Source organism: Reichenbachiella agariperforans (genome assembly GCF_900142205.1).
GTDB classification, from domain to species: domain Bacteria; phylum Bacteroidota; class Bacteroidia; order Cytophagales; family Cyclobacteriaceae; genus Reichenbachiella; species Reichenbachiella agariperforans.
Genome location: NZ_FRAA01000011.1, coordinates 30,812 through 55,447, shown reverse-complemented (window position 1 = coordinate 55,447; position 24,636 = coordinate 30,812). Strand labels below are relative to the sequence as shown.

Genomic DNA, 24,636 nt, shown 5'->3' with positions numbered 1-24,636 from the left:
AGTGGCACGCGAGCTGGGTTCAGAACGTCGTGAGACAGTTCGGTCCCTATCTGTTGTGGGCGTAAGAAATTTGAGAGGCTCTGACTTTAGTACGAGAGGACCGAGTTGGACGAACCTCTAGTGTACCGGTTGTGGTGCCAACTGCACCGCCGGGTAGCTACGTTCGGTGAGGATAAGCGCTGAAAGCATCTAAGTGCGAAACCCTCCTCAAGATGAGATTTCTTTTAAAGGTCGTTATAGACGATAACGTTGATAGGCTGCAGGTGTAAAGGCAGTAATGTCAAAGCCGAGCAGTACTAATTACCTGTAAGCTTTTTATAACAGTGCAAGTTTTCTTTCTTTCATGACACAATGTCAAATCTATTATTTAGTACTTAGTACGAATATTTAGATAAATGACTTTACGATATTAAAAATGTAATAGACATAAGTCTAGAAACTAGAATGTATTAATCTAGTATTTCATTAAGACATTATGGTGACTATTGCGAGGGTGTCCACCTCTTCCCATTCCGAACAGAGAAGTTAAGCCCCTCAGCGCCGATGGTACTCCGGTAATACGTGGGAGAGTAGGTCGTTGCCAGTTTTTATCAAAACCTTGATTACAGTGTAGTCAAGGTTTTTTTTCGTCTATACTTTTTTGATCCATAAATATTAGCTCAAAGACTGGATCAGTCGGTAAAGTTGGAGAGATAAACTCGGTAGACAAGTTCGATATTTTTTATTCCAATCATTCAAATTAACCTCAAGGACTTATAAGAGATGGTTATTCACGAAAAAAAATAATGAATTTCGAACAATGAATCTTGAATCACGAAGTGATCTACTACCTCTCCCCCAGAAATACGGAGGGATCTGTTTTATGTACGTTTATTAGCTATCTCATCAATGACATTCGTTAAATTTAAGCCCAAGTAACAATTATCATAATGGCAATAGATATTAAAACAGTTCAGAAGTTAGCTGATTTAGCTAGACTTGACTTGAACTCAGAGCAGGAAGAAAAGATGAGAGATCAGCTGGGTGACATATTGAATTGGGTGGAGCAACTCGATCAGATTGATACGAGTGAAGTAGCTCCGTTAGCTAGTGTAAACGAAGAAGTTTCTGAACTACGTGTGGATCGTGCGAGTAACTATTTTGAACAAGGAGAGGCAGTTGTAAATGCTCCTGAATCTGGTGATAACTACTTTATAGTACCTAAGGTTTTAGGTTAGTTCTATGAGTGAGATTTTCTTTTGGAAGGGCTGGAATTTTAGAGAAAGAGTTATTTTGTTTGGTTGCTTTTCAGGCCTCCTATGTTTGATAATGGCAGTATTCGTTGTGGACTTCAACCAAGTGTCATGGTTGTATGATTGGAATGTTACTGCGTTTTTGAATAAGATTCCAGAGGAAGTTTATTCAAAGCACTCAAATTTAATTGAGTCATCTGTGAATACCGATGTGCTTGTTTTGCTTCAAAAGGTTCACGGTACATTTTCGTCTTTGAGTTCTATCTACACTGTTGTTTGGTCATTAGCAGTTTATTTTCTTTTGGCGGTTTGTGTTTCCGTCTTTACTTTTCTAAATCGTTTCTGGTTTATTGTATGTGCTGGCTTATTGATCCTTTTGGTGACTTTTAGTGGAGTCGGCAATGTTGCCTTGTTTGGGTTGTCTAGTCAGGTCATTATTTCATCTATAAGTATCATATTGATAAGCTTGGCTTACTACTGTCATGAAGTTAGGTCTACAGTTTCTTTTTATCGACGCCTTTTACTTTTCTGCGCTGTTTTTTTTCTAATAGGAACGGTTATACACGTTTTTTCTATTCATGAATCAGCACTTTTAGAGGTTGCATATCAGAGTTATTGGCTTGGCATTATTCTGTCTGCTGTTTTTTCTCTATACGTAGGGCATGAGATAGTGTATGCTATTTTGGTGGTGTCAACAGGTACAGCTAGTGAAGGTGTATCTAAGGGAAATGGGCTTCATTTCATCGTATTTTCATTGCTATACTTGCTGAATGTCGCTTTGGTCTTTATGCGAAACTCGAATTACATCGATTGGGATATTTATTATTTTAATCCCTATTTGTTGTTGGGATTGTCAAGTGTTTTAGGTGTTTGGGGCTTGAGGGATAGAGAAGGACTTTATCACCGTGTTATGCCTTTCAGACCCTTGGCGTTAGTGGTGTATTTGTCGATGGCAGTAGTGACATTTGGAACAATACTGTATTTGATGATTCAGAGTAATGACCCTGCTTTAGAGGCAATAGAAGATGCGATTGTCTTTGGGCATATAGGAATGGGAGGGTTGTTTTTTATTTATATTCTGATCAATTTCATTACCCTTTTACTCAAGGGACTTCCTATCTATCGCGTAGCATTTAAGGAAGATAATTTTCCGTATGCTACCTCCAAGTTGGCAGGAGTTATTGTTGTAGCTGCATTTTTCTTTGCTTCTAATTATGCTCCGTTTAACCAAGCGGTCTCTGGTTATTTCAATACTGTAGCAGACTTTAACCTCACGCAAGGGGATCGAGACGCTGCTAAGGAATATTACAGGAGAGGAGCGATATATGGAAATATATTAGCTCAGTCTAATACCAATCATCGATCTAATTATATGTATGCACAGCTGTTAGAAAAGGATGAGCAGAAGATGGTTTGGATGGAGAGTGCTACGAAGAAGAATCCCACAGAACAGTCTTATGCTAGTCTTGGCGTTTTGTATGAGCAAAGTAGTTTGTTCTTTGACGCAGTATTTACCTATCAGGCGGGATTGGAGCAGTTTCCGGACAGTTGGGCATTGAATAATAATCTTGGATTGTTGTATGAGCGTATTCAGTTATCTGATTCAGCGGATTATTATTTGAACCAGAACACTAATGCCGTGTTTTGGCAGAAGGATGTATTGAGCGCGAATAAGCTTGCATTTTGGGCACTGAGTCCAGATAGAAAGTCACAGGGTATGTTACAGAAAAGTGGTCGGTTGGATCATCAAGCGAATTGGATGGCTAATCAGGTAGGTCGCGATTCGGTAGATGCTAGTATGGGGCTGATTGAGGAGATGAGTTTGCAGCTGAATTTATTTTCTTATGCCTATTTGAAAAACTTAGGATTGGTGTGTGCTAAAAACAGAGCAACTGACTTTCTCAGTGTTATTGATCCTTTTTTAGAGTATTCAGGGAATGATGCTTTTAGGAATGAGTTATCTGTCACTAAGGCGATGAATCTATATGCTACTGGTGATGTGAGCAATGCATTTGTTTTGATGAATGATACTTTCGAAAAGTCATCTCAAGCTTTGCCAGATGTGAAGATGTTATTGGGGAAATGGTCGATGGAGCTTAATGCACCTAAGTTAGCTGCGAGATATTTTGAATCTGCCAGAGAATATGCGTATCCGCTGGCAACTGCAGATTTGGCTCAGGCATACGCTATGATTGGTCAACGGTCGGTTGCTCAATATTTGGTAGGGAAGGAATTAAATGAATTAGATTCGTCCAAGACGTCACTAAGGAGCCAGTTAGAGGTGTTGGTAGAGTCATTGGATAAAGAGCCAATTGTATGGAATCATAATACTGAGGTTTTTGAGCAGGGGGAAGATTTGCTCAAGCATGCTGCTGAAGCTCAGAATAAAGGTCTAGTAGAAGATGCTAGAATTTTATATGGGAGATTGGGAGTAAATAATCCTTTTTTCGAGAAGGGCGTTTTACAGGCAGCTAAATTCTTTAATCAGAAGGGAAATGATAAGGATCGAGCTTATGAAATCCTGCGACAGTCGATCGGGGTTAATGAGTATTCTCCTGAACTCATCATGGCGTATATAGACCAGTGTTTATCTATGGGCTTGATAAGTTATGCGGAAGGCACGGTCATTCGTTTGATAGATGTTCTGGATGCAGAAGCGTATCAGCGCTATGAATTAGATTTTGAAGCAAGAAAAAGCCAAGTTGAATCGGAGTTAAACTCCTGGGACTAGTTGATTTTCTTTTTCATAATCCTTTTCGCCTGCACGTACTTCGGTGTGGAGAAAATTTTCTTTTGGAGGTAGTGGGCAGGAGTATTCATGGTTGTAATTGCAGTATGGGTTATAGGCTAGGTTGAAGTCCAATGTGATTCTTTGGGCTCGGTTGAATTCTAAATCTAAATACCTACCTGCTCCATAGGTTTCTTCTGCACTGGTTTCATCAGCGAAAGCTGTGAACAGTTTTCCTTCTCCATCACTTAGATTTTTGAGCACTAGTAAACTATGTGTTTGGTTATTGAGGTCAAAAGTAAGAACGGCATATTTACGATAGGTGCTTGTACTCCCATCTGAATTGCCTAAGGTGACGACACGGTTTTCTTCGATGAGAGAGACCTTTGCGATGACCTTGTAGCTCTCGTCTATGGGGAAGTACTTGAGTTGTATGACGGTGTCTCCCCAGCTGTAGAATGGAGAATTCGATGAGGTACTCAGGAATTGGTTTTTGTCAATTCGCTCTTGGTTGATTTCTTCTATGTAGGCATCTTGAGATGGCGTCTTGTGGGAGTTACTTAGTAGATATATGAGAACAACACAAATGACCGCAATAGGGATAATTTTTTTCATGTCTACATCATGGCTTTATCTGAGAAGCTAAAATAATCATGATCAGTAAAGATCATGTGATCTAGTACAGGTATTTCTAGTGCATGCCCAGCAGTTTGAATTTTCTTGGTGAGTTTAATGTCTTCTTCACTGGGATTGAGGTTGCCAGATGGATGATTGTGTACCAGAATAATGGAACATGCGAGTTCTTCTAGAGCATGTTTAAAGATGATTTTGCTATCCACTACTGTGCCTGTGACTCCTCCAGTACTGATTCGTTCTTGTTTGATTACTTTGTTGGCTCGGTTGAGGTATATAACCCAAAATTCCTCATGCATGAGATCCAACATGTGTGGTTTCATGAGTAGAAACAAATCTTCTGAGCAGGTGATTTTAGCTCTTTTCTCTGGTGCGGCTTCTTTTCTCCTTCTGCCTAGCTCCAGTGAGCTGATAATCGAAATGGCTTTGGCTTCCCCTATACCATTGAATTTCTTGAGTTCGTTGAGTGATAGTTTGGCAAGCTGATTAAGGTTATGGTTGACACTCGATAGTATATGCTGTGCCAACTCAACCGCAGAGGAATTTCTCGTGCCACTGCCTATCAAGATGGCTATTAACTCGGCATCTGATAATGCTGCTCTCCCTTTTAAAATTAATTTTTCTCTAGGCCTGTCTTCTTCTGCCCATTTTTTAATGGTCAGCTTGGTTGGATATTCCATAGAGATATGTTTTGCTGTCTCTAAAGATATCTTATTTGAGATCAATACAAAAGAGTAAACAAAAAAAGTCCTGACAGTTAAGCCAGGACTATAGTGTCTTGATAAGCGGAACTAATTAAAGTGCAGCGACAAATTTTGTCAACTGAGACTTTTGGTGAGCAGCTTTGTTTTTGTGAATGATATTGTTTTTAGACAGTTTATCAATCATTCCAATCACCTTTTTTAGTAGTTCTTGCGCTTCAGCTTTATCAGTAGTGTTTTTCAACCTCTTTACAAAAGTACGAGTTGTTTTGTTCTGATATCTGTTTCTTAATCTCTTAGCCTCGTTGGACCTGATTCTTTTTAAAGCCGATTTGTGATTCGCCATTATATAAAGTTGTTATTTTCTAATTTCGGACTGCAAATGTAGGGATTCTATATATAAATAAAAATAGTACTTGCATTTATATTATTTATTAATCTAGCTGAATAGTAAGAAAATCAAGGGCTTATAAGCCAACTTTGACTTTCAAAAAGTGAAGTGATATTTATGAAGAAATATTTTTTAATAGGATTGACTTTCTATTGCAATCTGATGTACGCACAAAATTTACCGACTATAGAGTTCGCTGATACATTGTCAATTATACATCCGGAGGTTCTGTGCATCGACTCGTTGGCTTTGTATCAAGGTATCGATTCGATTGCTATGGGTGCGATCGAGGCAGGGGCATTTCCGGGTTGTCAGATATTATTGGCTCAAAGAGGGCAGGTGTTTTATCATCAATCCTTTGGTTTTCATACTTATGATAGTACTAGGATGGTCGCTAATTCAGACATATATGATCTGGCATCTGTTACCAAAATAACAGCTACGACGTTGGCTCTAATGAAAATGTATGATGAGGAACTGATTGATCTGGATCAGACATTAGGCTATTATTTTGCTGATTTGAAAAGGTCAAATAAGCGAGATCTTACTTTGCGAAAAGTCTTAGCACATCAAGCAGGTATAAAGAGCTGGATTCCATATTATCAGGTCTCTCAGCGGAGAAACGGGAGATACCGTCGAAGGACTATTAGTGCTGACTCCTCGGAGAATTATCCAAATCGCATCCCTGGCTCGGAGTTGTTTTTGTACAAGGATTATTATGATAAAAAAATTCGCCGTATGATCAAACGATCCAAATTGTATGAAGAAGAAGCTTATGTTTATTCTGGATTGTCTTTTTATTTGTTTCCTGAGTTGATAGAGCGAATTAGTGGATTGTCGTTTGATCAATATCTATCCGATACATTTTATAACCCAATAGGGGCAAGTACACTAGGCTTTGAACCCTTGGATAACTATCCTATAGATAAAATAGTCCCGACCGAAATAGATTCTTTTTTCAGAATGACTCCTCTACATGGAGTGGTGCATGACGAAGGTGCGGCTATGATGCAAGGAGTATCGGGAAACGCTGGTTTGTTTAGTAATTCGTGGGATCTCGCCAAAGTGATGCAGATGTGGCTAAATGGAGGCAGTTATGATGGCAAAGAATATCTGAGTGATTCGGTGATTGAAGAATTTACAAGATGCCAATATTGTGACTTGGATAACCGGAGAGGGTTGGGGTTTGATAAGCCGCTCATCACTTATGACTCTATCAAAAGCAGTGTGGCCAAAGCAGCTAGCCCGAGAAGTTATGGACACTCTGGGTATACGGGAACGTTTGTATGGATGGATCCTGAAAACGAGTTGTTGTTTATCTTTCTATCTAATAGAGTTTACCCTTCTAGAGACAATCGAAAAATATATGAACTGAATGTTAGGCCTAATATTCACACTTTGGTCTATGAATTGCTTGAAAAACAAAAATCCTGAACTGGCTTCAGGATTTTGCTTACTTGACTTCTGAGAAGTATTGTATAGGTAATTAATATGTCCGAAATAAAAGTAACTAAAAAAAGTGTAATAAAATAGTAAAGTGCAAAATTTCCTTCGAATAATTACAAAACAGAAAGCTGTAACGGGGAGTCTAAATTGGAATTGATGAAAGAGAATGGCATTTTTACGGATTAACGGATTTGATTATGAGGAAAATTTTTGTTCTGGTGATAGGCATGATCCATGCGTTGATGAGTTCGGCTCAGATAGAAGTGTATAGTGATCAAATTTCTTTAGGTCCTATCTTGAACAGTTCCTATGATGAGTCATCAGTAGTTATGAGCCCCGACGAAAGCCAATTGTACTTTACGAGGAAGAATCACCCTGGAAATGTTGGAGGGATTGATGATCCAGGAGATGTTTGGGTGAGTGAACATCAGTTAGATGGAACCTGGTCCGAACCCGAAAATATCAATGAGTTGAATACTTCAGGCCTGAACCAGATGATAGGCTTTTTGGATATTGAAAGACGTATTCTGTTGAATACCGATAAGGGGTTGATTTCTTATTTTAGGGTAAGTGGACGGTGGTTTGAGTCTGATGCTGTAGAGGTAGAGTATTTCAAGAATAATGGAGAAATATTTACAGCGAGCGTTTCTGATGACGCTAGGTATATGTTATTTGGGATGGAGTCTTTTGGAACGTATGGTGTTGAAGATTTGTACATCAGCCAACTGAAGTCTGACGGGAAGTGGTCATCTCCCAAAAACTTAGGTTCAGTACTTAATACCGCGAATCAAGAAATAACCCCATACTTAGCTTCTGATAACAAGACCCTTTTCTTTTCGTCCAACGGACATGGTGGAGAAGGGAGTTTTGATGTCTTTATGTCCAAGCGGCTAGACGATACCTGGCTCAACTGGTCAGCACCTGTAAATTTGGGCTCTCGTGTAAATACTGAAGGATGGGAAAGTTCTTTTGTGTTGCCTACTGAGAAGGAATACGCCTATTTGATCAGCACGCAGAACAGTGATGGGTACGGTGATTTAAAGCAGGTTCAAGTCGCTATGTCAATCGAAAAGGCTGCACCAGAAGAGAAAGAAGAAGCTCGAGTAATCGCAAAGGAAGAGAAAAGTATCCCGATCAAAGCTGAAGTGAGAGATGCGGTGACACGCCGAGTCATCGTGGGTGCAGAGATAGAAATCACGACTACTCCGATTAATGTGGTGAAAAAGGGTCGAACCAATCGCATGGGGCAGTATACCGCACATGCTCCAGAAGGTGAGCAGTATGATATCAAAGCGCGTGCGTTTCGATATATGACGGGGGAGTTGGAACTGAACATAACCGAGGCACTCAAGGAGGATACTTTGTATTCATTTTATTTACATCCAGTGATCGATGGAGCTACGGTCTCATTGGATCATGTATTGTTCAAACAGGGCAAGAGCGAACTCATTGAAGGCTCTGAAAAAGAGCTTGATCTCGTCGTAGAGATGATGAAATACAACCCTGAGATTACGATTTTCTTATCAGGACATACAGATAATCAAGGTAAAGCAGAGCTCAATCTGGAACTTAGTGAAGATCGTGTCAAGACTGTAGAGAAATACCTGATCGATCATGGCGTGTCAGTTGATCGTATCAGTGGAAAAGGGTTTGGAGGGATGCAGCCTAGAGCCAGTAATGCCAATGCAGAGTCGCGTAAACTTAACAGACGAGTAGAGTTTACGATCCATAAAAAGAATTAGTCCTGATCAGCTATTCGCTGGAATAGTTGATCTATATCACTAGTCTCCTGATATAGCCCAAACCCAAACCGCAATCGATCTTCCCGACTATCTGTGATGATATCTAGTTGTCTTAGTTTGTTTTGGATACTGAGTGCATCAGGTGTTCTAAAAGTTAAGAAATGTCCGTAGCTCGCACTTTTCTCTTGCACATGAATCAGAGCGTCAGTTGATAGACCAAACAAGCCCTGCTGTGTGACTTTCGACAAGAAGTACTCTTGTAACTGCTGAACGTAGGCATGAATTTGCGAAACCGAAAGTTGGAGTTCTTGCCAGAGGTTTAGGACACTGTGCATGCGGTAGAGCCCTGAGGGGTCAGTCGTAGCACCCAGAAACCTCCGTGCATCAGGGGCATAGTTGACGGATCGCTCGTGCTGATCTAGGGAATCAAACTCTGCGAACCAGCCAGTGTACAACGGTCGATATTGATTAGCGCTTCTCGGTACGGTCATGAAACAAACCCCTTCTCCAGATTGTAAGTATTTGTATCCTCCTGCTAGGTAGAAAATCCTGTCTTGGTAGAGAGATAGGTCGGTGGGGATTGCCCCAAAACCATGATAACCGTCCACGACTATCATGGTCTCCTCTGGACATGCCTCGATGATCTCTCCCAAAAAAAGGACTGCTAAACCTGAGTTGAAAAATACTTGACTGATATAGATCATGTTGTACTGCCGGTTTTGGATAGCGGCTAAGATTCGCTCTTTGAAGGACGCAAAGGGCAGCGTTGGGATTTCGGTAATATCGATATGTTCGTACTCCCCGAGACGCTGTGCTTGACGCGAGAAGCTATAGAACTCCGAATCGGTCGTCAGGATACGCAGTGGTGCTGTGAGGTCAAAGCAAGAGACTAAACGAAAAAACAGCGTATGTACATTCGGTGCAAAACAAATTTGGTTAGGAGAATCAATTGATAGTAGGTCTGCCAGTTGGGTTTGGAGTTTGGATTCTAATGGTGCTACAGCTTTACTCCACTTTTCGTCTGCCCATGTGAAGGCATCTAAAATATACTGGTTCTGAGCAGCCATTACACAGTCAGGCCATAGGTGATGACTGTGCGATGCAAAATGCAGTTTAGCCCCCATGGCATCTAGGCTCTTGGAGTAAAGGTGTTTGTAGTTCATCGACTTGGGTTTGAACTCAAATTACTCAATGATCCTGTCATCTACCAGTCCTTGGTCAAGACTTTAATCGCAGGCCGTTAACCTGTCGAGGTAGTTTACTGCGCAAACGCATTTTAGCCCTGTGATAGGATGGACAGCATGATGACAATGAGTGTACCTAGGATAATGATCTTTCTGAGCTCACGGAGCTCGTGTTCTTGTTGGGTCTTTGTTTTCATGGGCTTAGAAGTTGTATTTTAATCCAAAGGCAATGCCCAGGTTGGTAGGTTTGCCTTGGGTTGTGTTATTAGAGTTGGTGAAATTTGTTAGTGCCTGATTGTAGTTCGGTTCTAGTGTGATTTGATATTTCCTAAAAACGACATAGCCAAATTCGATACTGGTCATGAAGTTGAAATAGACCGATTCGTAGTTACTACTGGTATCAAAATCGTTGCTTAATGCTTGGTCATTATTATGATCTCGCAGCGTTGCATCAATCAAGAAATTGGAAGACAGTCCTGTGTTCAGGATAATATTGAATCGCTGATCCAGTAGAATATAGCCCGCTTTGACAGGGATGCTCATGTATTGGTATGCGTTGCTCAACGAAGCTTCTTCTTCAGCTACATCTACAGCTTCCATACGAGACTGATCCAATAGCACAGCATCAGACTCACTGCCCGTCAGTGCATAGTAATCGCCCCCCTGTTGGAGCACTACTGTCTCTGCATCGGCTGTGTTAAAGGACTGGTAGTGAACCCCTGTACTAAGAATGATTCTATTTTTTAGGCGTTTGCCAACGTTCAGGCCAGCCGAGATGGAGTAGCCAGGGTCATACTGGAGCGGTGCTTTGCTGAGTGCGTTAGAGTTAAGTGCCGAAGAGGTGAATTCATTTTGACTATCCATAATAGGGCTGGACATGGCTTGGTTTGCAGTACTGCTAGATTTAAAGGCTGGGTCAAAACTGCCTGACGACATGCTCACTCCAGCCCAAAGCTGCTGCTTGGACTCTTCTTGCATAAATGCAGTGTTCGGTACGCCATAGAGATGTACAGGTAGTGCATTAGGTACTAGTGTAGGGTCCAGTTCCACTGGTATGTTGGTGAGCTGAACCATTTCATTTATATGGGCTGTTCGTGTTCTAAAACCAGCCTTCACTTCTGAGCTAGGTATAGTTTCGTCTATGAGGGGCAATTGGATCGATGGGCTGATCGGCTTACTTGCTTTTGGGTTAGATTTTCCTCGTAAGGGTTCCAATACGGGTGGTTGCCCCACAGTGCGTGTGACACCTGTGGGTATAGGGTTTTCTGCTTGTGTAATGCTAGGGGTTGATCGAATAGCCGGGGTTGATTCTGGAGCGGGATCATGGGCTTGCATCGCTGCATTGTCCCAATCTCTTCCCCAGTAGCCTATACCTGATATGATTAGAAGGAGTACGGCTGCCGCTGCGGACCATTGGTAGACTACTAAGCGTTTCTTGTACTGGTTGGCTTCTGCATGGGCGAGCTGACCATCGATAGCCACCCATACGTGCTTAGGCGGTGTTTGTGCTGCTTGGTCAAAGGCAGCCCCCCACTGTTGCTCGAATGATTTGTCAGCCTCGTCCATAGTTCTTTTTCGTTTCTTGCATTTTGTCTTGCAGGAGCTGTTTGGCTCGTGCATATTGGGATTTTGACGTCCCTTCATTGATTTCTAGCATCTCTGCTATTTCTCTGTGTTTGTATCCCTCTATCGCATATAGGTTAAAAATCACCTGACTACTCTGAGGTAGTTCTTTTATCATCTGCAGCAATTCATCCATGCTGTATTCTGATAGATTGGTTGGAGTCGTTCTCGTCTGACTCAGATCCTCTATGTCCACCATGGGGTAGAGGTAGAGTTTGCTACGCTGATGATTCAGTGCAGTGTTGATGACGATTCTTTTGATCCAAAAAAAGAGAGACGAATTGCCTTTGAAATTCTTCAACTGTTTATACACTTTGATAAACGACTCCTGCAACACATCTTCTGCTTCTTGCTGAGCTTTGGTATAGCGCAGACAGACCACATACATCTGCGATGCAAACTGCTGATACAGGCTCTCCTGTGCATGTCGGTCACCTTTTAGGCAGCCTTTAATCAGTTGTTTTTCATCTAGCGGCATTCAAGCAGTCTTATGGATGTTTTTGGTTCGCTCTTAAGACACGACCATTTCTGTTTTGGTTGGAAGGACGACCTAGAAATAAATTTTTCTTCAGAATATTCCTCTTCAAGTCCAAGGCGTATTATCATTGGTGCATGATTCAGATTAGTAACCGAAGACATTTTACTCTTCATTTCGTACTGTTTTTGTGGTTCACCCTTCAGTGTTTTCATGGGGCAGCCCAAAATGGGGAAGTCTATGAAAATAAAAAATATGACAAAGCAGTAGGTGTCGTACAGCTCTACCCGATACTCAATGTCGGTAACCAGGAAATGCAACCTCCTATCGTTCATCTTCAGCAGACGACCGAGTTGATGCTGCAGTTCGATATGCTCACAGAAGAGTATGACAATCTTCAAGCCAAAATTATCCATTGTAATGCAGACTGGACACAATCTGTTCTCAATGATATCGAGTTTCTGTACGATTATAACACTTTTGATCTTCGAGACTTTGACTACTCCGAAAATACGCTACAGCTCTATGTCAACTACTGGATGAAAATGCCAAAGGTGAAGGTCTCTGGTAATTATATAGTGCAGGTCTATCATGACAGCCGACCAGATGAGGTAGTTTTGACGAGACGGTTTATCGTCTATGAGCAGTTGGTCAATCTGGATCCAGGGCTACGTTCCTCGACAAGTGTCAGATACAGACAGACCAATCAGCAGATTGATTTTGCATTGTCTTATCCATCGTTACAGGTGAATAACCCTATGTCGGATTTCAAAATCGTACTGCTCCAAAACCACCGCTGGGACAATGCAGTCCAGGGTCTTCTACCCACAAGTATCAATCAAGCAGCTTCTAAGTTAGAATACAGGCACTTCAATGCTGAGAATAATTTTCGTGGTGGCAATGAGTTCCGTTTTTTCGATATCCGAGTGTACAATTTTAGAGGAATGAATGTCGGGCGAGTAGACAAAGGGGCTCGTAGCATTGACGCTTATGTGATGAGGGACAAAAGCCGTAATCAGTCGGTGTATTCACACAGCATGGATATGAATGGGAGTTTTTATATCACCACCAATGAAGCAGCGGCGAGTTATCTGCAAGCGGACTATATCAATGTGCATTTTGATCTCGCAGTGCAAAAAATCCCAGAGGATATCTATGTGATTGGCGCGTTTAACAATTGGAGAAAGGATCAGTTCAGTCGCCTGACCTACAATGCACAATCGCAATCCTATCAAGCAGAGACACTACTAAAGCAGGGTTTTTATGACTATATGTATTGGGTGGATGGTGAGAATCCATACCGGTTTGAAGGGTCGTTTTACCAGACACAAAATGACTATGAAATCATCGTCTATTACCGTGGATTTACGGATTTGGCAGACCGTGTCGTTGGGTACACTTCCGTCGAAACCGAATTCTGATTGATCGGTTCGCGGTACTTTTGGAAGGGTATGGCGAGTAGGTTGCTTAGTTTTTCGTTTTCCTGAGGATCCATGTGTGTATCTATGCCGTAGCGTATCTGTGTCATCTCCTCTACATAGATGAATGTTCCGAATAACCTGTCCCAGATCGAAAAGATATTGCCATAGTTAGTATCTGTCCAAGGCTGCTGGTAATGGTGGTGAACCTTGTGCATGTTGGGTGTAACGAAAATGTAACTAAGTGCTTTGTCTATTTTAAGTCCGAATATCGGTGTGTTGGCATGTGTCAGGTGAGCAAATAAAACAGACAAGCTTTGGTAGAGCATCACCAACCCTATAGGTGCGCCGATAATCATGACAGCCAAAATAGTGAAAGAAACTCGGAAGACCGTCTCGCCCGGATGATGTCGTAGGCCAGATGTCACATCTATGGTCGTATCGCTATGATGTACGAGATGAAATTTCCACATCCATTTTACTTTGTGCTCTACTAGGTGTACCAGATAGGCACCTATTGCATCCATGAGTAGTATACCTACGATGACTTTTAGCCAGAGTGGCATGTCGAAGATATAGAGCAGCCCGATCTGTCGAGAAGCTACAAAATCAGCAACCAAGAGTAACAGCCCAGCCATCCCGAACCCTACGATCATCGTTGTGAGTGTGAGGAAAAGATTGGTTCCAGCGTGTTTTATTTTTTGGTAGGGAAATTGAAAAAGAGGGAGAACTCCTTCGAGTATCCAAAATATCACTAGTCCTCCTATCAGAATAGAGGCTCTAAACCAGGTAGGAACCTGAGAGAAGAATTCCAATATTGCTTCCATATCAATGCTGTTTAGACAATAAATCTAACCATTTTTTGACTTGTTTTGTTAATGGGGATTTGATCTGGATGGATTTGTCTTTTCTGGGTTAATGCTTAACTTGAAATTTTCAAACCTCATGGTATTAAAGCAATTTTTTTGAGTGAACAAACTTCTGTTTTGATCGTGAAAAGTATAGATGCAATAACTTCTATTTGAGGTTTTTGTGTCGAAATTGAATTATTAACCAGTTATTTTTAAACACCTGTAACATGTCAACTTTAAAAGTATACGCCCCGTATGATCAGTCATTGATCAAAGAAATCCCATTGAAATCTGCTGCTGAGATGCAAGAGGCCATTGACCGAGCGCATGACTTGTATGAAGACCGTTCGCAATGGCTCGCCAAGCATGAGCGAACCAAGATTTTAGAAGACATAGCTTTTCTGATGGAGGAGCGCTACGACGAAATCGTTTTTCAATCCGCGCAAGAGGGAGGTAAACCACTCAAGGATACAAAAGTGGAGATGGATCGAGCGATCAATGGCGTCAAGTTGGCGATAGAGAACTTGGGGCATCAGGGGGGACAAGAAGTGCCAATGGGACAGACTGCTGCATCGGTCAATCGAATGGCATACACCATGAGAGAACCGATTGGAGTAGTTGCCTCGGTTAGTGCTTTCAATCATCCCATCAATTTGTTTGTCCATCAGACGATTCCTGCGATAGCGGTAGGGTCACCTGTGATTATCAAACCTGCTTCTACCACGCCGTTGAGTTGTCTGATGATGCAGGATATCTATGACGTAGCGGGGTTGCCTGCAGGATGGTGTACTACGATGGTTTGTGATCGTGAGGTTGCTGAACAGCTTGTGACGAGTCCAAAGGTGAATTTCTTTTCCTTTATCGGGTCAGCAAAAGTTGGTTGGGGCTTGCGCGCTCGGTTGGCACCAGGGACACGTTGTGCTCTGGAGCATGGTGGAGTAGCACCCGTGATTGTAGAGCCTGATACGGATATTAAATCCATGATAACGGGCCTTACCAAAGGCAGTTTCTACCATGCGGGTCAGGTCTGTGTATCTGTTCAGCGCGTGTTTGTCCATGAGTCTATTATGGATGAGGTGGTCAACGAGATGGATACGCTTGCTAGAAGCTTGAAAATAGGAGACCCTGTGTCTGAGGAGACCGAAGTGGGGCCGTTGATTAAGCCTGAGGAAGTCGATCGTGTACACGAATGGGTCACGGAGGCCAAAAATGCGGGTGCAAAAGTAATCTGTGGTGGTGAGAAGATATCAGATACCTGCTATGCACCGACTATTTTGCTCAACCCTCCAGAGGACATAAGAGTTTCTACGGACGAAGTGTTTGGGCCTGTAGTATGTTTTTACAGTTATTCGAACCGAGATGAGGCCATTGCTAGAGCCAATTCGCTCGATTATGCTTTTCAGGCATCGGTATATACTCAACATATCGATGTGGCATTAGATACAGTAAAGAAACTGAATGCAACCGCAGTGATGGTCAACGATCACACGGCATTTCGGGTAGATTGGATGCCTTTCGGGGGACGAGACAAGTCAGGGCTGGGGATAGGTAGCATACCACACTCCATGCATGACATGACTCGTGAAAAGCTAATGGTGATTAAAAGTGATGTACTATAATCTTTGGAAACTACCTAATCTGATACAGGATGAAACAGACCTTACTCATGATGTTACTATTGGTTTCTGTACTTTCCTTGGTAGCACAAGAGGATAATGTTCCAGAGCCTAACCTTCGGTATGGAGAGAAGGGGTGGGAGCTGAGCTATGGAGAAAACTACCTCATGACGCTGGAGTGGAGACTGCAGTTTCGTTTTGCGGGGATATCGGGACAGCAGACAGATTTTTATGTCCAAGATGAAGACAATGTTAACAGCACGTTTGCATTGCAGCGGGCCCGTTTGAAAGTAGGAGGGCATGTCTATCAACCTTACTTGAAGTATTATTTAGAGTACGACTTTCCCTCTAATAATCTCATGAACTGGGTGATGACGATAGATAAGTACAAGGGGCTACAGGTCAAAATAGGTCAGTGGAAAATAAATTACAATACGGAACGATACGTGTCTTCAGGTAAACAGCAGTTTGTGGATCGTTCGATTGCCAACCGCTATTTTACATTCGATAGACAGATCGGTGCGATGATTCAGGGAGAGTTATTCGATGGACAGATTGGTTCGAGCATGTATCACGTCGGGGTGTTTAACGGTACGGGTCGGGGAGCAGTCAACGAGAGCAACGATTACCTCTGGCTAGCACGTTATCAATGGAATTTTTCTAGGACACAGGCCAAGATGTCTTTTGGTGATTTGGAGCGGTCACAGGTGTCAAAGGGTTTTTTGGCAGTGTCTGCAGCAACCAATCAAAGCGCCTATACGAGCTTTTCCAGTTCTGGAGGTGGTGAGTTGCCTGGGTTTTCGCCGGGACTGTCTCGACAGTATCAGATCAATCAACTGGGTGTAGAACTGATGTACAAGTACAAGGGGTTTTCGCTGATGAACGAGAATCACATTAAGACTATCGATGATCAGGTCAATGGAGTACAGACGGATTTGTACGGAGGTTATCTGATGGCAGGGTATTTTTTGAGTGAGTTGATCTCGTTTGTACCTGAGCCGCTCGAACTGATCGCACGGTATTCAATGGTGAGTTATAGTGACGCCTGGGAAGAAAAAACGACTGAATTGACTCTGGGGTGCAATTGGTTTTTTTCGGGACATAGAAACAAGCTGACCTTTGATTTTTCGTTCCTGAACAATGTTGATTTCAATCCTAACTATGATGGACTCAGAGCTAGAGTACAATGGGATGTGTCTTTCTAGTTAGGCAGCTTCTCTTCGAAAAAATTGCGAAGCACTAGCTTCTGTTTTAATATCGCAAATCAATAGATAAGTAGAATCATGAGTGAACAAAAACTAACACACGTATTTTCGCATAGCGTATTATTTTGGTTAAAAGACCCAGAAAATCAAGAGGTCAGAACACAATTTGAGACGGAGGCCAAAAAACTAATTGCATCTTCTGAATATGCACATTTCGGGCACTTCGGTACACCAGTAGGAACAGACCGTCCAGTCGTGGACAATTCTTACACTTACTCGATGATCGTGACTTTTGAATCCAAAGAGGATCATGACAAGTATCAGGTAGAACCTGCTCACCTGCATTTTATCGATCAATGTAAGGTGCTCTGGACGAAGGTGCAGATCTACGATGCGATTAGTCTGTAGATGCACGTATTTGATAAGAAATTATCGGAAGTAAAGCCTTGGGCAATATTGTGGTTACTAGCGGCTGTGTTTGGAAATCCCGTGTATAATGTGCTAGCCTATATGATTTGTGATGGTTTAGGTTACTCGGCGGAGGTCAGTACCAATGTGACCCAGGTTAGTACAGGGCTTTACATCGTGATATTGCTGATGATATTTGGTGTGCGTTATGTTGTGTACCGCATCGTCTATGTCGTTCGGTTCAAAGAGCAAATGACGACTCTATTTTTCATAGAAGCCTTCGCTGAGCGACATAAGTTTCAGCTCATCAGTTTGGTTACCTTCTTTATGTGGATGGGCGAAGTGGAAGGGAATGTTGCAGGGTTTTTCTATTTTCCGATCACGCTGGGATTGACTTTGACGGTGACTACTGTTACGATCAATCGACTCTTTAGAATGAGTAAATATCTGGCAAAAAATATCTAACGGAAGAGGTCATCAATTTTGTTGACAGGCTTGGTCAAGAACTTGGGTTCAGCAAAACGCATTCCGATGTATATTTTGAAATTATTGATGTTGCGTTGGACATAACTGTCTTCTTCTTTGAGGATCCCTGTGTAAGTGGTAAAAGCGGATATACCTGCAATATATTTTTTGCCATTGTAGCCTAACGCTACTTTTAGTGCTAAAAAATCATCGAGTGTTGTTTTGTTATACCCCTTTCGTAGGTCGGTAGCATGTGCTTTTTCTACCTCAGCGCCCAATCCTAGTGTAAGCGTAGAGGTTAGGAACATGTGTTTTAAAAAGACAAGGCTATACCCATAGCCGCCAGAGATCCCCATTGTGTAAAAATCAGAGTGTCTGAGGTCGTGACTGTAATCTTGGCCTACGAGTCTACTGGGTACAACTGTCGAGTCAGCGGAAAGAGAAAAGTAATTGAAATAGCCTCCTGTGACCCAGGATCCTGCATTTTTGATTTGTCGTTCGGTTTGGGTAAAGGCCGCTTTGTATGAAAATTTTTGATTGTTGAAAATGTATATTACCGCACCGCCCACGTTGACGCTATTGATGTCGGGGCGTTGTGGATAGTTGCGTGCGGAGTATCCAGGGATGTAGGTTTGGGGATTGCTGATATAAAATCCTTTGTAGTTCTGATAGACTAAGTCAAAGACATACTTTCGTAGAAAGAGATTGGACTGGATGCCAATACCGCTAGTTTTTCCATAGCGTTCTTCATCTTTGCTCAAAAATGGTAAGTTGAAAGCAAAGTTGAATAGGACACGATCTATGCTGAAAGCAAAGCCCATTTTTATGCTCTGGTTGGGTTTGTACTTGATGGACGCACCGGTCGAATCATCATGGAGTAGCATGTATGCTGGCTGGAGAGTTGTGACCCATCTGAGAGAGACTTGGTCAAAGTGATCCGTGATATAGTCAGGATTGTAGTTAAGCGCCGTAGTACTGCTGTCTTCTGCTGTTGATTGTCCCCACCCGATACACGGCACAAGGAGTAAGGGAAGCCATGCGATTAGCCGCCTCATATCATGTATGTTGATGAGTTGAATCAAAGTCGGCACCTGATTATAGATATTGGGTCACGTCGACTACTTGCATCCCTGCAGTTTCGGCAGCTACCATGCCCGGTTTTCCATCTTCATATACTACACAATCTATGGGATCGATACCGATCAGTTCGGCGCATCGGAGAAAGGTCTCAGGGTGCGGTTTGAACTGACTCACATCGGTGGCTGTCACGACATGTTCGAAGTAGTCGCCTAGTCCGAACATCTTAAACATACGCGTGACGGTTTCCCTGTTGCTACCTGTACCTACAGCCATGGGGAGTTTGCCGTGGTAGGCGCGGATGATGTTCATCATAGGCTCGATTAGCGTGATCTCATGGAGGTTGATGTCTACGTATTCACGCTTGCGCCGTAGTGCTGCTTCCACATCGAAATCCGTAATGCCATTTTCCTCTCCGATCATGTGCATAGTGTCTCTCGTCGGGATGCCTCCGCGACTCAAGAAGACATCATGAGGATAGGTAATGTCCCAAGGTACCAGACTATGGTTGTAGGCTTTGAAGTGAAGGGGCATGGAGTCAATGATGGTTCCGTCGAGATCAAAAATGAGACCTTTTACTCCAGCAGGTACTGGGATAGTCACTGTTTGCATATATTATTTCTTTGGAACAAAAATAGAGCTTTGCAGCAGTTTACAGATCGATCTGTTATTTTATTGAGCATAAATGATGAATTTTATCTTTCAAAGTTTAGTTATATAGTCATGTTAATCCTCAAAATACCCGTTGCGTTTCCTGAAAGAGCAAAATTAGAAGCGCCTTTCAAAGAACTGTCCTTGGCATACCAAGTGGAGGAATCTCCTGGCCTTGTACAGCCCATGGCACTAAGCGGAAAAAAAAGCTATGATGGTCAAGCAGGAATAGATACCCTGATCGCAGAGATGCAAGACTACTATGGGGATGACTACAACTGTAGCTGCGCTCGATGATGGGAAGCTATAGATATGAGGAAGGGTTAGAATCGAAGCGTTTAAGAACGAGGTTTTTGACCATAGAGGATGTGAAGTTATGGTCTGGATTTTATCTCCGAGACGGGAATTCCAAATACCTTTTGAATCTAGGTGGTGATACACCCGAAGACAATGCAAGATTGGCAGTGGAGCGGCAGCTCAAGCGATATGCAGACAATACTTACGGTCTACAGGGCATAATCGAAAAAGAAACAGGTCACTTGATAGGGCAATGTGGGTTGCTGCAACAGTCAGTACATGGCAAGACTGAACTGGAGATTGGTTATCAGCTGTTCAATGATTACTGGGGCCAGGGCTATGCGACTGAAGCTGCTATGCTGTTCAGAGATTACGGATTTAGTCAACTAGGGGCTAATTCGATTATTTCTATTATCGCTACGGATAATGTACCGTCACAGCGTGTAGCTGAGCGTAACGGTATGCAACGTCAGGAGCAAATTCCATATATGGGTTTTGAGGTCTATATCTACCGCATCCAGCGAAAGGGTTGGGAGTTGCTGTAATAAACGAGCCCCACTCTGCACTAATGAGTCATGAGAACATTAGGAAATATTATTTGGTTCGTTTTTGGAGGTGTCTTTATCGCTATTGAGTATTTAGTGAGTAGTGTGGTTTTGATGGTGACGATAGTGGGAATACCCTTCGGGTTTCAGACTTTGAAAATGGCAGGGTTGGCACTCTGGCCCTTTGGTAGCGAAGTACGTGAGATACCGCAGGCTACTGGATGTCTATCTACACTGATGAATGTGATATGGTTTTTTATAGGTGGGATATGGATTTGCTTGAGTCATCTAGGTTTTGGGATTTTGTTCGCAATCACGATTATAGGACTTCCTTTTGCCAAACAGCATTTTAAACTGGCCGCTTTGGCGCTGACCCCTTTTGGTAGAGAGGTAGTTGATAGGCGTATATGAGTAACCTAGATTACTTCTTCCAATTTCACGTTATGGTGGATCAGACCGTGACGTTGGGGCAAAAACCAACATCTGTCTGATTCGGAATCAATCCGTATTTCTGGGGGAGAGGTAGTAGATCACTTCGTGATTCAAGATTCATTGTTCGAAATTCATGATTGTTTTTTGTGAATAGCCATCTCTTATAAGTCCTTGAGGTTTTTTTGAATAAAAATATCGAACCTGTCTACCGAGTTTATCCCCCAACTTTACAGACTGATCCCTGATCCGAGACTATTGGTCCACGATGTAGAGTGATTCTAAATAGATTGGGGAGAAACAAATAAAGTATGCACGCATACTTTATTTGTTTGAAATCTTCTGTACTTTAGATGGTATAAAAAAAGGGTTTCTGTTAAGAAACCCTTCTGTTAATGATGTGGTGATGAGTGGGCTCGAACCACCGACTCACGGATTTTCAGTCCGATGCTCTACCAACTGAGCTACATCACCGCGTTAACGAGGCACAAAAGTAGAAAAGTTTAGCAATGCTGCAAACGTTTTGGATAATATTTGACAAGAAAAAACAACAAATTTTATGACCCTGATATCTCAGATCATCTTTGTGATCGTCTTGGCTGTTCCGACCTATTTGATAGTCAAGAGAATACGACAGATTCGTGCCAATATCCTGCGAGGGAAGGCACTCGATAGAAATGATAACTCTTCCCAAAGATGGAAGACCATGTTGCTGATCGCCTTTGGTCAGAAGAAAATGTTCAAGAAACCCATTCCTGCTTTTTTGCACTTACTCATCTATGTGGGCTTTCTTGTGATCAATCTAGAGGTACTGGAGTTTGTGATTGATGGACTCCTCGGGACACATCGTGTCTTTGCGCCTTATTTGGGTTCGTTTTACAATGTAGCGATGAATTTTTTTGAATTTTTAGCTTTGGGTGTTTTGGTGAGTTGTGTGATTTTTTTGATCCGAAGAAATGTGGTCAAAGTACCGCGCTTCACTATGCCAGAGATGAAAGGTTGGCCTGCCATGGATGGCAATTTGATTCTGATCATTGAGATCACCTTGATGATGGCTATTCTCAAAATGAATGCTGCGGATCAAGTCCTGCAAGCCAGAGAAGTAGCTGGCTATCATGAGACGGGTAAGTTGTGGATTTCATCCGCACTCGTACCGATCATGGAGATGTTCGATACGAGTTTATTGATCTTGACCGAGCGTGGAGCATGGTGGTTTCATATTGTTGGGATTATGGCTTTCGCGCTGTATGTGACCTATTCGAAGCACCTTCATATCTTTTTGGCCTTCCCGAATACCTATTATTCTAATTTGAATCCTAAAGGGAAAATTAACAATATGGATGCGGTGACTACCGAGGTGAAATCGATGCTCGGGATGCCTGTAGAAGCACCTGCAGCGAGTCCTGATGAGATCGGGCGGTTTGGCGCGAAGGATGCGACCGACCTGAGTTGGAAGAGTTTGATGGAGTCCTATACCTGCACGGAGTGCGGACGCTGTACGTCAGAGTGCCCTGCAAACTTGACTGGAAAGACACTGTCCCCTCGCAAGATCATGATGGATACGCGAGACAGAATCGAAGAAATAGGCAAAGGTGAAGGAACTGAAAAAAGCCTGCTAGGTGACTACATCACCAAAGAAGAAATTAACGCCTGTACGAGCTGTAACGCCTGTACTGAGGCTTGCCCTATCAACATCGACCCGTTAGGGATCATCTTAGAGATGAAACGCTACGTCGCGATGGAGGAATCTGGCTCGCCTGCATCATGGAATGCCATGTTTGCTAATATAGAAACCAATTTTGCTCCATGGAAATTCGCGCCAAGCGACCGTTTCAACTGGGCAGATGATTTGAAAAACGACAAAAAATAAGACCATGAGTGATCAAACGATAAACGTGCCGACGGTAGCGGAGCTTCAAGCCAAGGGTGAAAGCCCAGAGATATTGTTTTGGGTAGGGTGTGCTGGATCCTTTGACGATAGGTACAAGCGTGTCACCGTTGCTTTTACCAAAATACTCCATCACCTCGGCGTGAACTATGCCGTGCTCGGCCCTGAGGAAAGTTGTACAGGAGACCCTGCCAGACGAGCAGGCAATGAGTTTCTGTTTCAGATGCAGGCCATGTCCAATATCCAGTTACTGGATATATACAACATCAAGAAAATTGTAACAGCTTGCCCGCATTGTTTCAATACCATCAAAAACGAATATCCTGATCTAGGAGGTAATTACGAAGTGGTACATCACACGACTTTCCTCCAAGGGATGCTCAACGAGGGCAAGCTTAAAATCACAGGAGGAGACTACAAAGGGCAGAAGATCACCTATCATGACTCGTGCTATCTCGGTCGTGCCAATGGCGTCTATGAAGCGCCACGTGAACTGCTACAGTCCCTAGATGCAGACCTGGTAGAGATGAAGAGATGCAAGACCAAAGGTCTATGCTGTGGAGCAGGTGGAGGGCAGATGTTCAAAGACGCAGAGAAAGGAGACAAGGAGATCAATATCGACCGTACCGAAGAGGCGATAGGTACAGGAGCTAAGGTGATTGCATCGGCGTGTCCTTTCTGCATGACAATGATGTCCGATGGTGTCAAAAACAAAGAGAAAGAAACCGAGATGCAGGTCAAAGATATCGCGGAGATTATAGAGGAGTCCATGGGTCAGTAAGTTGACTCGCCTAGCCCTGTGAGGGTTAACAGTATTTTTAGTAGCTTCGGGTCTATGGGTTCGAAGCTACTTTTATTTTGTATGGTGAGTATCTGCTATGTGTGTTCAGGGTTTGCACAGAACTTGGATGCGGTTTTGGAACTGCACAGAACTGCTGTGGGAGAGCAATCTCTGGCCGCTATGCGCTCGGTACAGGTAGAGATGATCGAGCGTGAAGGGGCTGCAACTCCACGAATCTACCATATCACCAAAAAGCGACCCAACAAAGTACGTAAAGAGACGGTATCAAAGGATCATCGCTTCGTCATGGTGTTTGATGGTGAGGAGGGACAAGTGCTGGAAAGTTGGAAGGAAGACTCGCTTCGGGAACTCACAGTCCAAGAACAGGCCTTGTTGGAGATAGAGTCTACGATTGGCTCGCCGCTACAGCTAGGTGAATTCGATGGACACGATTTGTTTTGGCTGGGGACAGAAACCATCGGGAGTCAAGAATTTGTAGTCATCAGGATGACTTTCTATGACAACTATTTCGTCGACTTCTATATCGATCGCGCAGATTACCTGCTGTACAAGTATGTCGTCTATGCAGACCTCAGTGCCAAGGTTGATTTTGAGTATTTCTACAAAGATTACAAGAAGCTCGGAGCTTTCGTTCTGCCCTACTCTTTTGAGAAACGCCGAAAAGGTGAGAATACCATCTACTATACGATCAAGGATATTGTATTCGGTGCAGGAGCCGCCGATACGCTATTCGTATTAGTCCGCTAGTGGTTCATAGCAATTGTATTCTTCGCCTCGTCATGCTCCGACGTAAGGGCGGGGTATCGTTGGATTTAAAAACAGAATAATA

At 42.8% G+C, this 24,636-nt stretch carries 24 protein-coding genes, 1 tRNA gene and 2 rRNA genes; 17 read left to right on the top strand and 10 right to left on the bottom strand.

Annotated elements, in window-relative coordinates; all coding sequences use genetic code 11:
- The 4 genes from BUB99_RS19255 to BUB99_RS19240 form a co-directional block, all read left to right on the top strand.
- A 23S ribosomal RNA gene (locus tag BUB99_RS19255) occupies positions 1-321 on the top strand; the annotation flags it as partial.
- A 153-nt stretch (positions 322-474) separates the two neighbouring features.
- Positions 475-586, top strand: a 5S ribosomal RNA gene (gene rrf / locus BUB99_RS19250).
- Between the two features lie 343 nt (positions 587-929).
- On the top strand, positions 930-1,217 hold the full coding sequence (gene gatC, locus BUB99_RS19245; RefSeq protein ID WP_073125423.1) for an Asp-tRNA(Asn)/Glu-tRNA(Gln) amidotransferase subunit GatC: 288 nt from the start codon (positions 930-932) through the stop codon (positions 1,215-1,217).
- A gap of 4 nt (positions 1,218-1,221) precedes the next feature.
- A complete protein-coding gene (locus BUB99_RS19240; RefSeq protein ID WP_139281108.1) occupies positions 1,222-3,963 on the top strand; it encodes a tetratricopeptide repeat protein in 2,742 nt (913 codons plus the stop codon).
- Here the strand turns inward: BUB99_RS19240 and BUB99_RS19235 are convergent.
- From BUB99_RS19235 to rpsT, 3 genes are all read right to left on the bottom strand, one after another.
- Positions 3,946-4,575, bottom strand: coding sequence for a DUF1684 domain-containing protein (locus BUB99_RS19235; protein WP_073125417.1), 630 nt, complete (start codon positions 4,573-4,575; stop codon positions 3,946-3,948). The two genes, BUB99_RS19240 and BUB99_RS19235, sit on opposite strands and share 18 nt — an antisense overlap.
- Before the next feature lie 2 nt (positions 4,576-4,577).
- A complete protein-coding gene (radC, locus tag BUB99_RS19230) occupies positions 4,578-5,273 on the bottom strand; it encodes a RadC family protein (RefSeq protein WP_073125414.1) in 696 nt (231 codons plus the stop codon).
- Between the two features lie 115 nt (positions 5,274-5,388).
- A complete protein-coding gene (rpsT, locus tag BUB99_RS19225; protein ID WP_073125411.1) occupies positions 5,389-5,640 on the bottom strand; it encodes a 30S ribosomal protein S20 in 252 nt (83 codons plus the stop codon).
- A 162-nt stretch (positions 5,641-5,802) separates the two neighbouring features.
- Between rpsT and BUB99_RS19220 the strand changes: the two genes are divergently transcribed.
- A complete protein-coding gene (locus BUB99_RS19220) occupies positions 5,803-7,119 on the top strand; it encodes a serine hydrolase domain-containing protein (RefSeq protein WP_073125408.1) in 1,317 nt (438 codons plus the stop codon).
- A gap of 209 nt (positions 7,120-7,328) precedes the next feature.
- Complete coding sequence (locus BUB99_RS19215) at positions 7,329-8,873, top strand: OmpA family protein (protein WP_073125405.1); 1,545 nt, start codon at positions 7,329-7,331, stop codon at positions 8,871-8,873.
- Here BUB99_RS19215 and BUB99_RS19210 read toward each other — a convergent pair.
- The 3 genes from BUB99_RS19210 to BUB99_RS19200 form a co-directional block, all read right to left on the bottom strand.
- Positions 8,870-10,036: an aminotransferase class V-fold PLP-dependent enzyme gene (locus BUB99_RS19210; RefSeq protein ID WP_073125402.1), complete on the bottom strand. Its 1,167-nt coding sequence runs from the start codon at positions 10,034-10,036 to the stop codon at positions 8,870-8,872. The genes BUB99_RS19215 and BUB99_RS19210 overlap by 4 nt on opposite strands.
- 222 nt (positions 10,037-10,258) lie before the next feature.
- Positions 10,259-11,623 (bottom strand): outer membrane beta-barrel protein, encoded by a 1,365-nt coding sequence (locus BUB99_RS19205; RefSeq protein ID WP_073125399.1) that lies wholly within the window; start codon positions 11,621-11,623, stop codon positions 10,259-10,261.
- The gene (locus BUB99_RS19200; protein ID WP_073125397.1) at positions 11,610-12,158 is read right to left on the bottom strand and encodes an RNA polymerase sigma factor; all 549 of its coding nucleotides are present in this window, start codon (positions 12,156-12,158) and stop codon (positions 11,610-11,612) included. Before BUB99_RS19200 ends, BUB99_RS19205 begins: the two co-directional genes overlap by 14 nt.
- Positions 12,159-12,292: 134 nt before the next feature.
- Here BUB99_RS19200 and BUB99_RS19190 point away from each other — a divergent pair, with 134 nt between their 5' ends.
- Positions 12,293-13,576 (top strand): type IX secretion system plug protein, encoded by a 1,284-nt coding sequence (locus BUB99_RS19190; protein ID WP_084190675.1) that lies wholly within the window; start codon positions 12,293-12,295, stop codon positions 13,574-13,576.
- Here the strand turns inward: BUB99_RS19190 and BUB99_RS19185 are convergent.
- Positions 13,510-14,400: a sterol desaturase family protein gene (locus tag BUB99_RS19185; protein WP_073125389.1), complete on the bottom strand. Its 891-nt coding sequence runs from the start codon at positions 14,398-14,400 to the stop codon at positions 13,510-13,512. The genes BUB99_RS19190 and BUB99_RS19185 overlap by 67 nt on opposite strands.
- A gap of 251 nt (positions 14,401-14,651) precedes the next feature.
- On the opposite strand from BUB99_RS19185, the gene BUB99_RS19180 reads away from it, so the two are divergent.
- The 4 genes from BUB99_RS19180 to BUB99_RS19165 all read left to right on the top strand — a co-directional run bounded on the left by BUB99_RS19180 (position 14,652) and on the right by BUB99_RS19165 (position 18,118).
- Entirely contained in the window at positions 14,652-16,043 is a 1,392-nt protein-coding gene (locus tag BUB99_RS19180; protein WP_073125385.1) for an aldehyde dehydrogenase family protein, read from the top strand.
- Positions 16,044-16,072: 29 nt separating this feature from the next.
- Complete coding sequence (locus BUB99_RS19175; protein ID WP_073125382.1) at positions 16,073-17,245, top strand: porin family protein; 1,173 nt, start codon at positions 16,073-16,075, stop codon at positions 17,243-17,245.
- 78 nt (positions 17,246-17,323) lie between these two features.
- Complete coding sequence (locus BUB99_RS19170; protein WP_073125379.1) at positions 17,324-17,653, top strand: Dabb family protein; 330 nt, start codon at positions 17,324-17,326, stop codon at positions 17,651-17,653.
- The gene (locus tag BUB99_RS19165) at positions 17,654-18,118 is read left to right on the top strand and encodes a hypothetical protein (RefSeq protein ID WP_139281107.1); all 465 of its coding nucleotides are present in this window, start codon (positions 17,654-17,656) and stop codon (positions 18,116-18,118) included. It abuts the gene before it with no gap.
- On the opposite strand, the gene BUB99_RS19160 is transcribed toward BUB99_RS19165, so the two are convergent.
- Positions 18,115-19,173 (bottom strand): DUF4421 family protein, encoded by a 1,059-nt coding sequence (locus tag BUB99_RS19160; RefSeq protein ID WP_073125373.1) that lies wholly within the window; start codon positions 19,171-19,173, stop codon positions 18,115-18,117. The genes BUB99_RS19165 and BUB99_RS19160 overlap by 4 nt on opposite strands.
- A 40-nt stretch (positions 19,174-19,213) precedes the next feature.
- A complete protein-coding gene (locus BUB99_RS19155) occupies positions 19,214-19,807 on the bottom strand; it encodes an HAD family hydrolase (RefSeq protein WP_073125370.1) in 594 nt (197 codons plus the stop codon).
- A 111-nt stretch (positions 19,808-19,918) separates the two neighbouring features.
- Between BUB99_RS19155 and BUB99_RS19150 the strand changes: the two genes are divergently transcribed.
- From BUB99_RS19150 to BUB99_RS19140, 3 genes are read left to right on the top strand one after another with little or no spacing between them, the layout of a single operon-like run.
- Entirely contained in the window at positions 19,919-20,143 is a 225-nt protein-coding gene (locus tag BUB99_RS19150) for a hypothetical protein (protein ID WP_073125367.1), read from the top strand.
- Positions 20,140-20,688: a GNAT family N-acetyltransferase gene (locus BUB99_RS19145; protein WP_084190674.1), complete on the top strand. Its 549-nt coding sequence runs from the start codon at positions 20,140-20,142 to the stop codon at positions 20,686-20,688. The genes BUB99_RS19150 and BUB99_RS19145 overlap by 4 nt, the downstream gene beginning before the upstream one ends.
- 30 nt (positions 20,689-20,718) lie before the next feature.
- The gene (locus BUB99_RS19140; RefSeq protein WP_073125364.1) at positions 20,719-21,099 is read left to right on the top strand and encodes a YccF domain-containing protein; all 381 of its coding nucleotides are present in this window, start codon (positions 20,719-20,721) and stop codon (positions 21,097-21,099) included.
- A 419-nt stretch (positions 21,100-21,518) separates the two neighbouring features.
- Here the strand turns inward: BUB99_RS19140 and BUB99_RS19135 are convergent.
- Positions 21,519-21,591, bottom strand: a tRNA-Phe gene (locus tag BUB99_RS19135).
- Between the two features lie 85 nt (positions 21,592-21,676).
- On the opposite strand from BUB99_RS19135, the gene BUB99_RS19130 reads away from it, so the two are divergent.
- From BUB99_RS19130 to BUB99_RS19120, 3 genes are read left to right on the top strand one after another with little or no spacing between them, the layout of a single operon-like run.
- On the top strand, positions 21,677-22,987 hold the full coding sequence (locus tag BUB99_RS19130) for a 4Fe-4S dicluster domain-containing protein (RefSeq protein WP_073125361.1): 1,311 nt from the start codon (positions 21,677-21,679) through the stop codon (positions 22,985-22,987).
- Between the two features lie 4 nt (positions 22,988-22,991).
- Positions 22,992-23,786, top strand: coding sequence for a (Fe-S)-binding protein (locus BUB99_RS19125; protein ID WP_073125359.1), 795 nt, complete (start codon positions 22,992-22,994; stop codon positions 23,784-23,786).
- A 54-nt stretch (positions 23,787-23,840) separates the two neighbouring features.
- A complete protein-coding gene (locus BUB99_RS19120) occupies positions 23,841-24,554 on the top strand; it encodes an outer membrane lipoprotein-sorting protein (RefSeq protein ID WP_139281106.1) in 714 nt (237 codons plus the stop codon).
- Positions 24,555-24,636 lie beyond the last annotated feature (82 nt).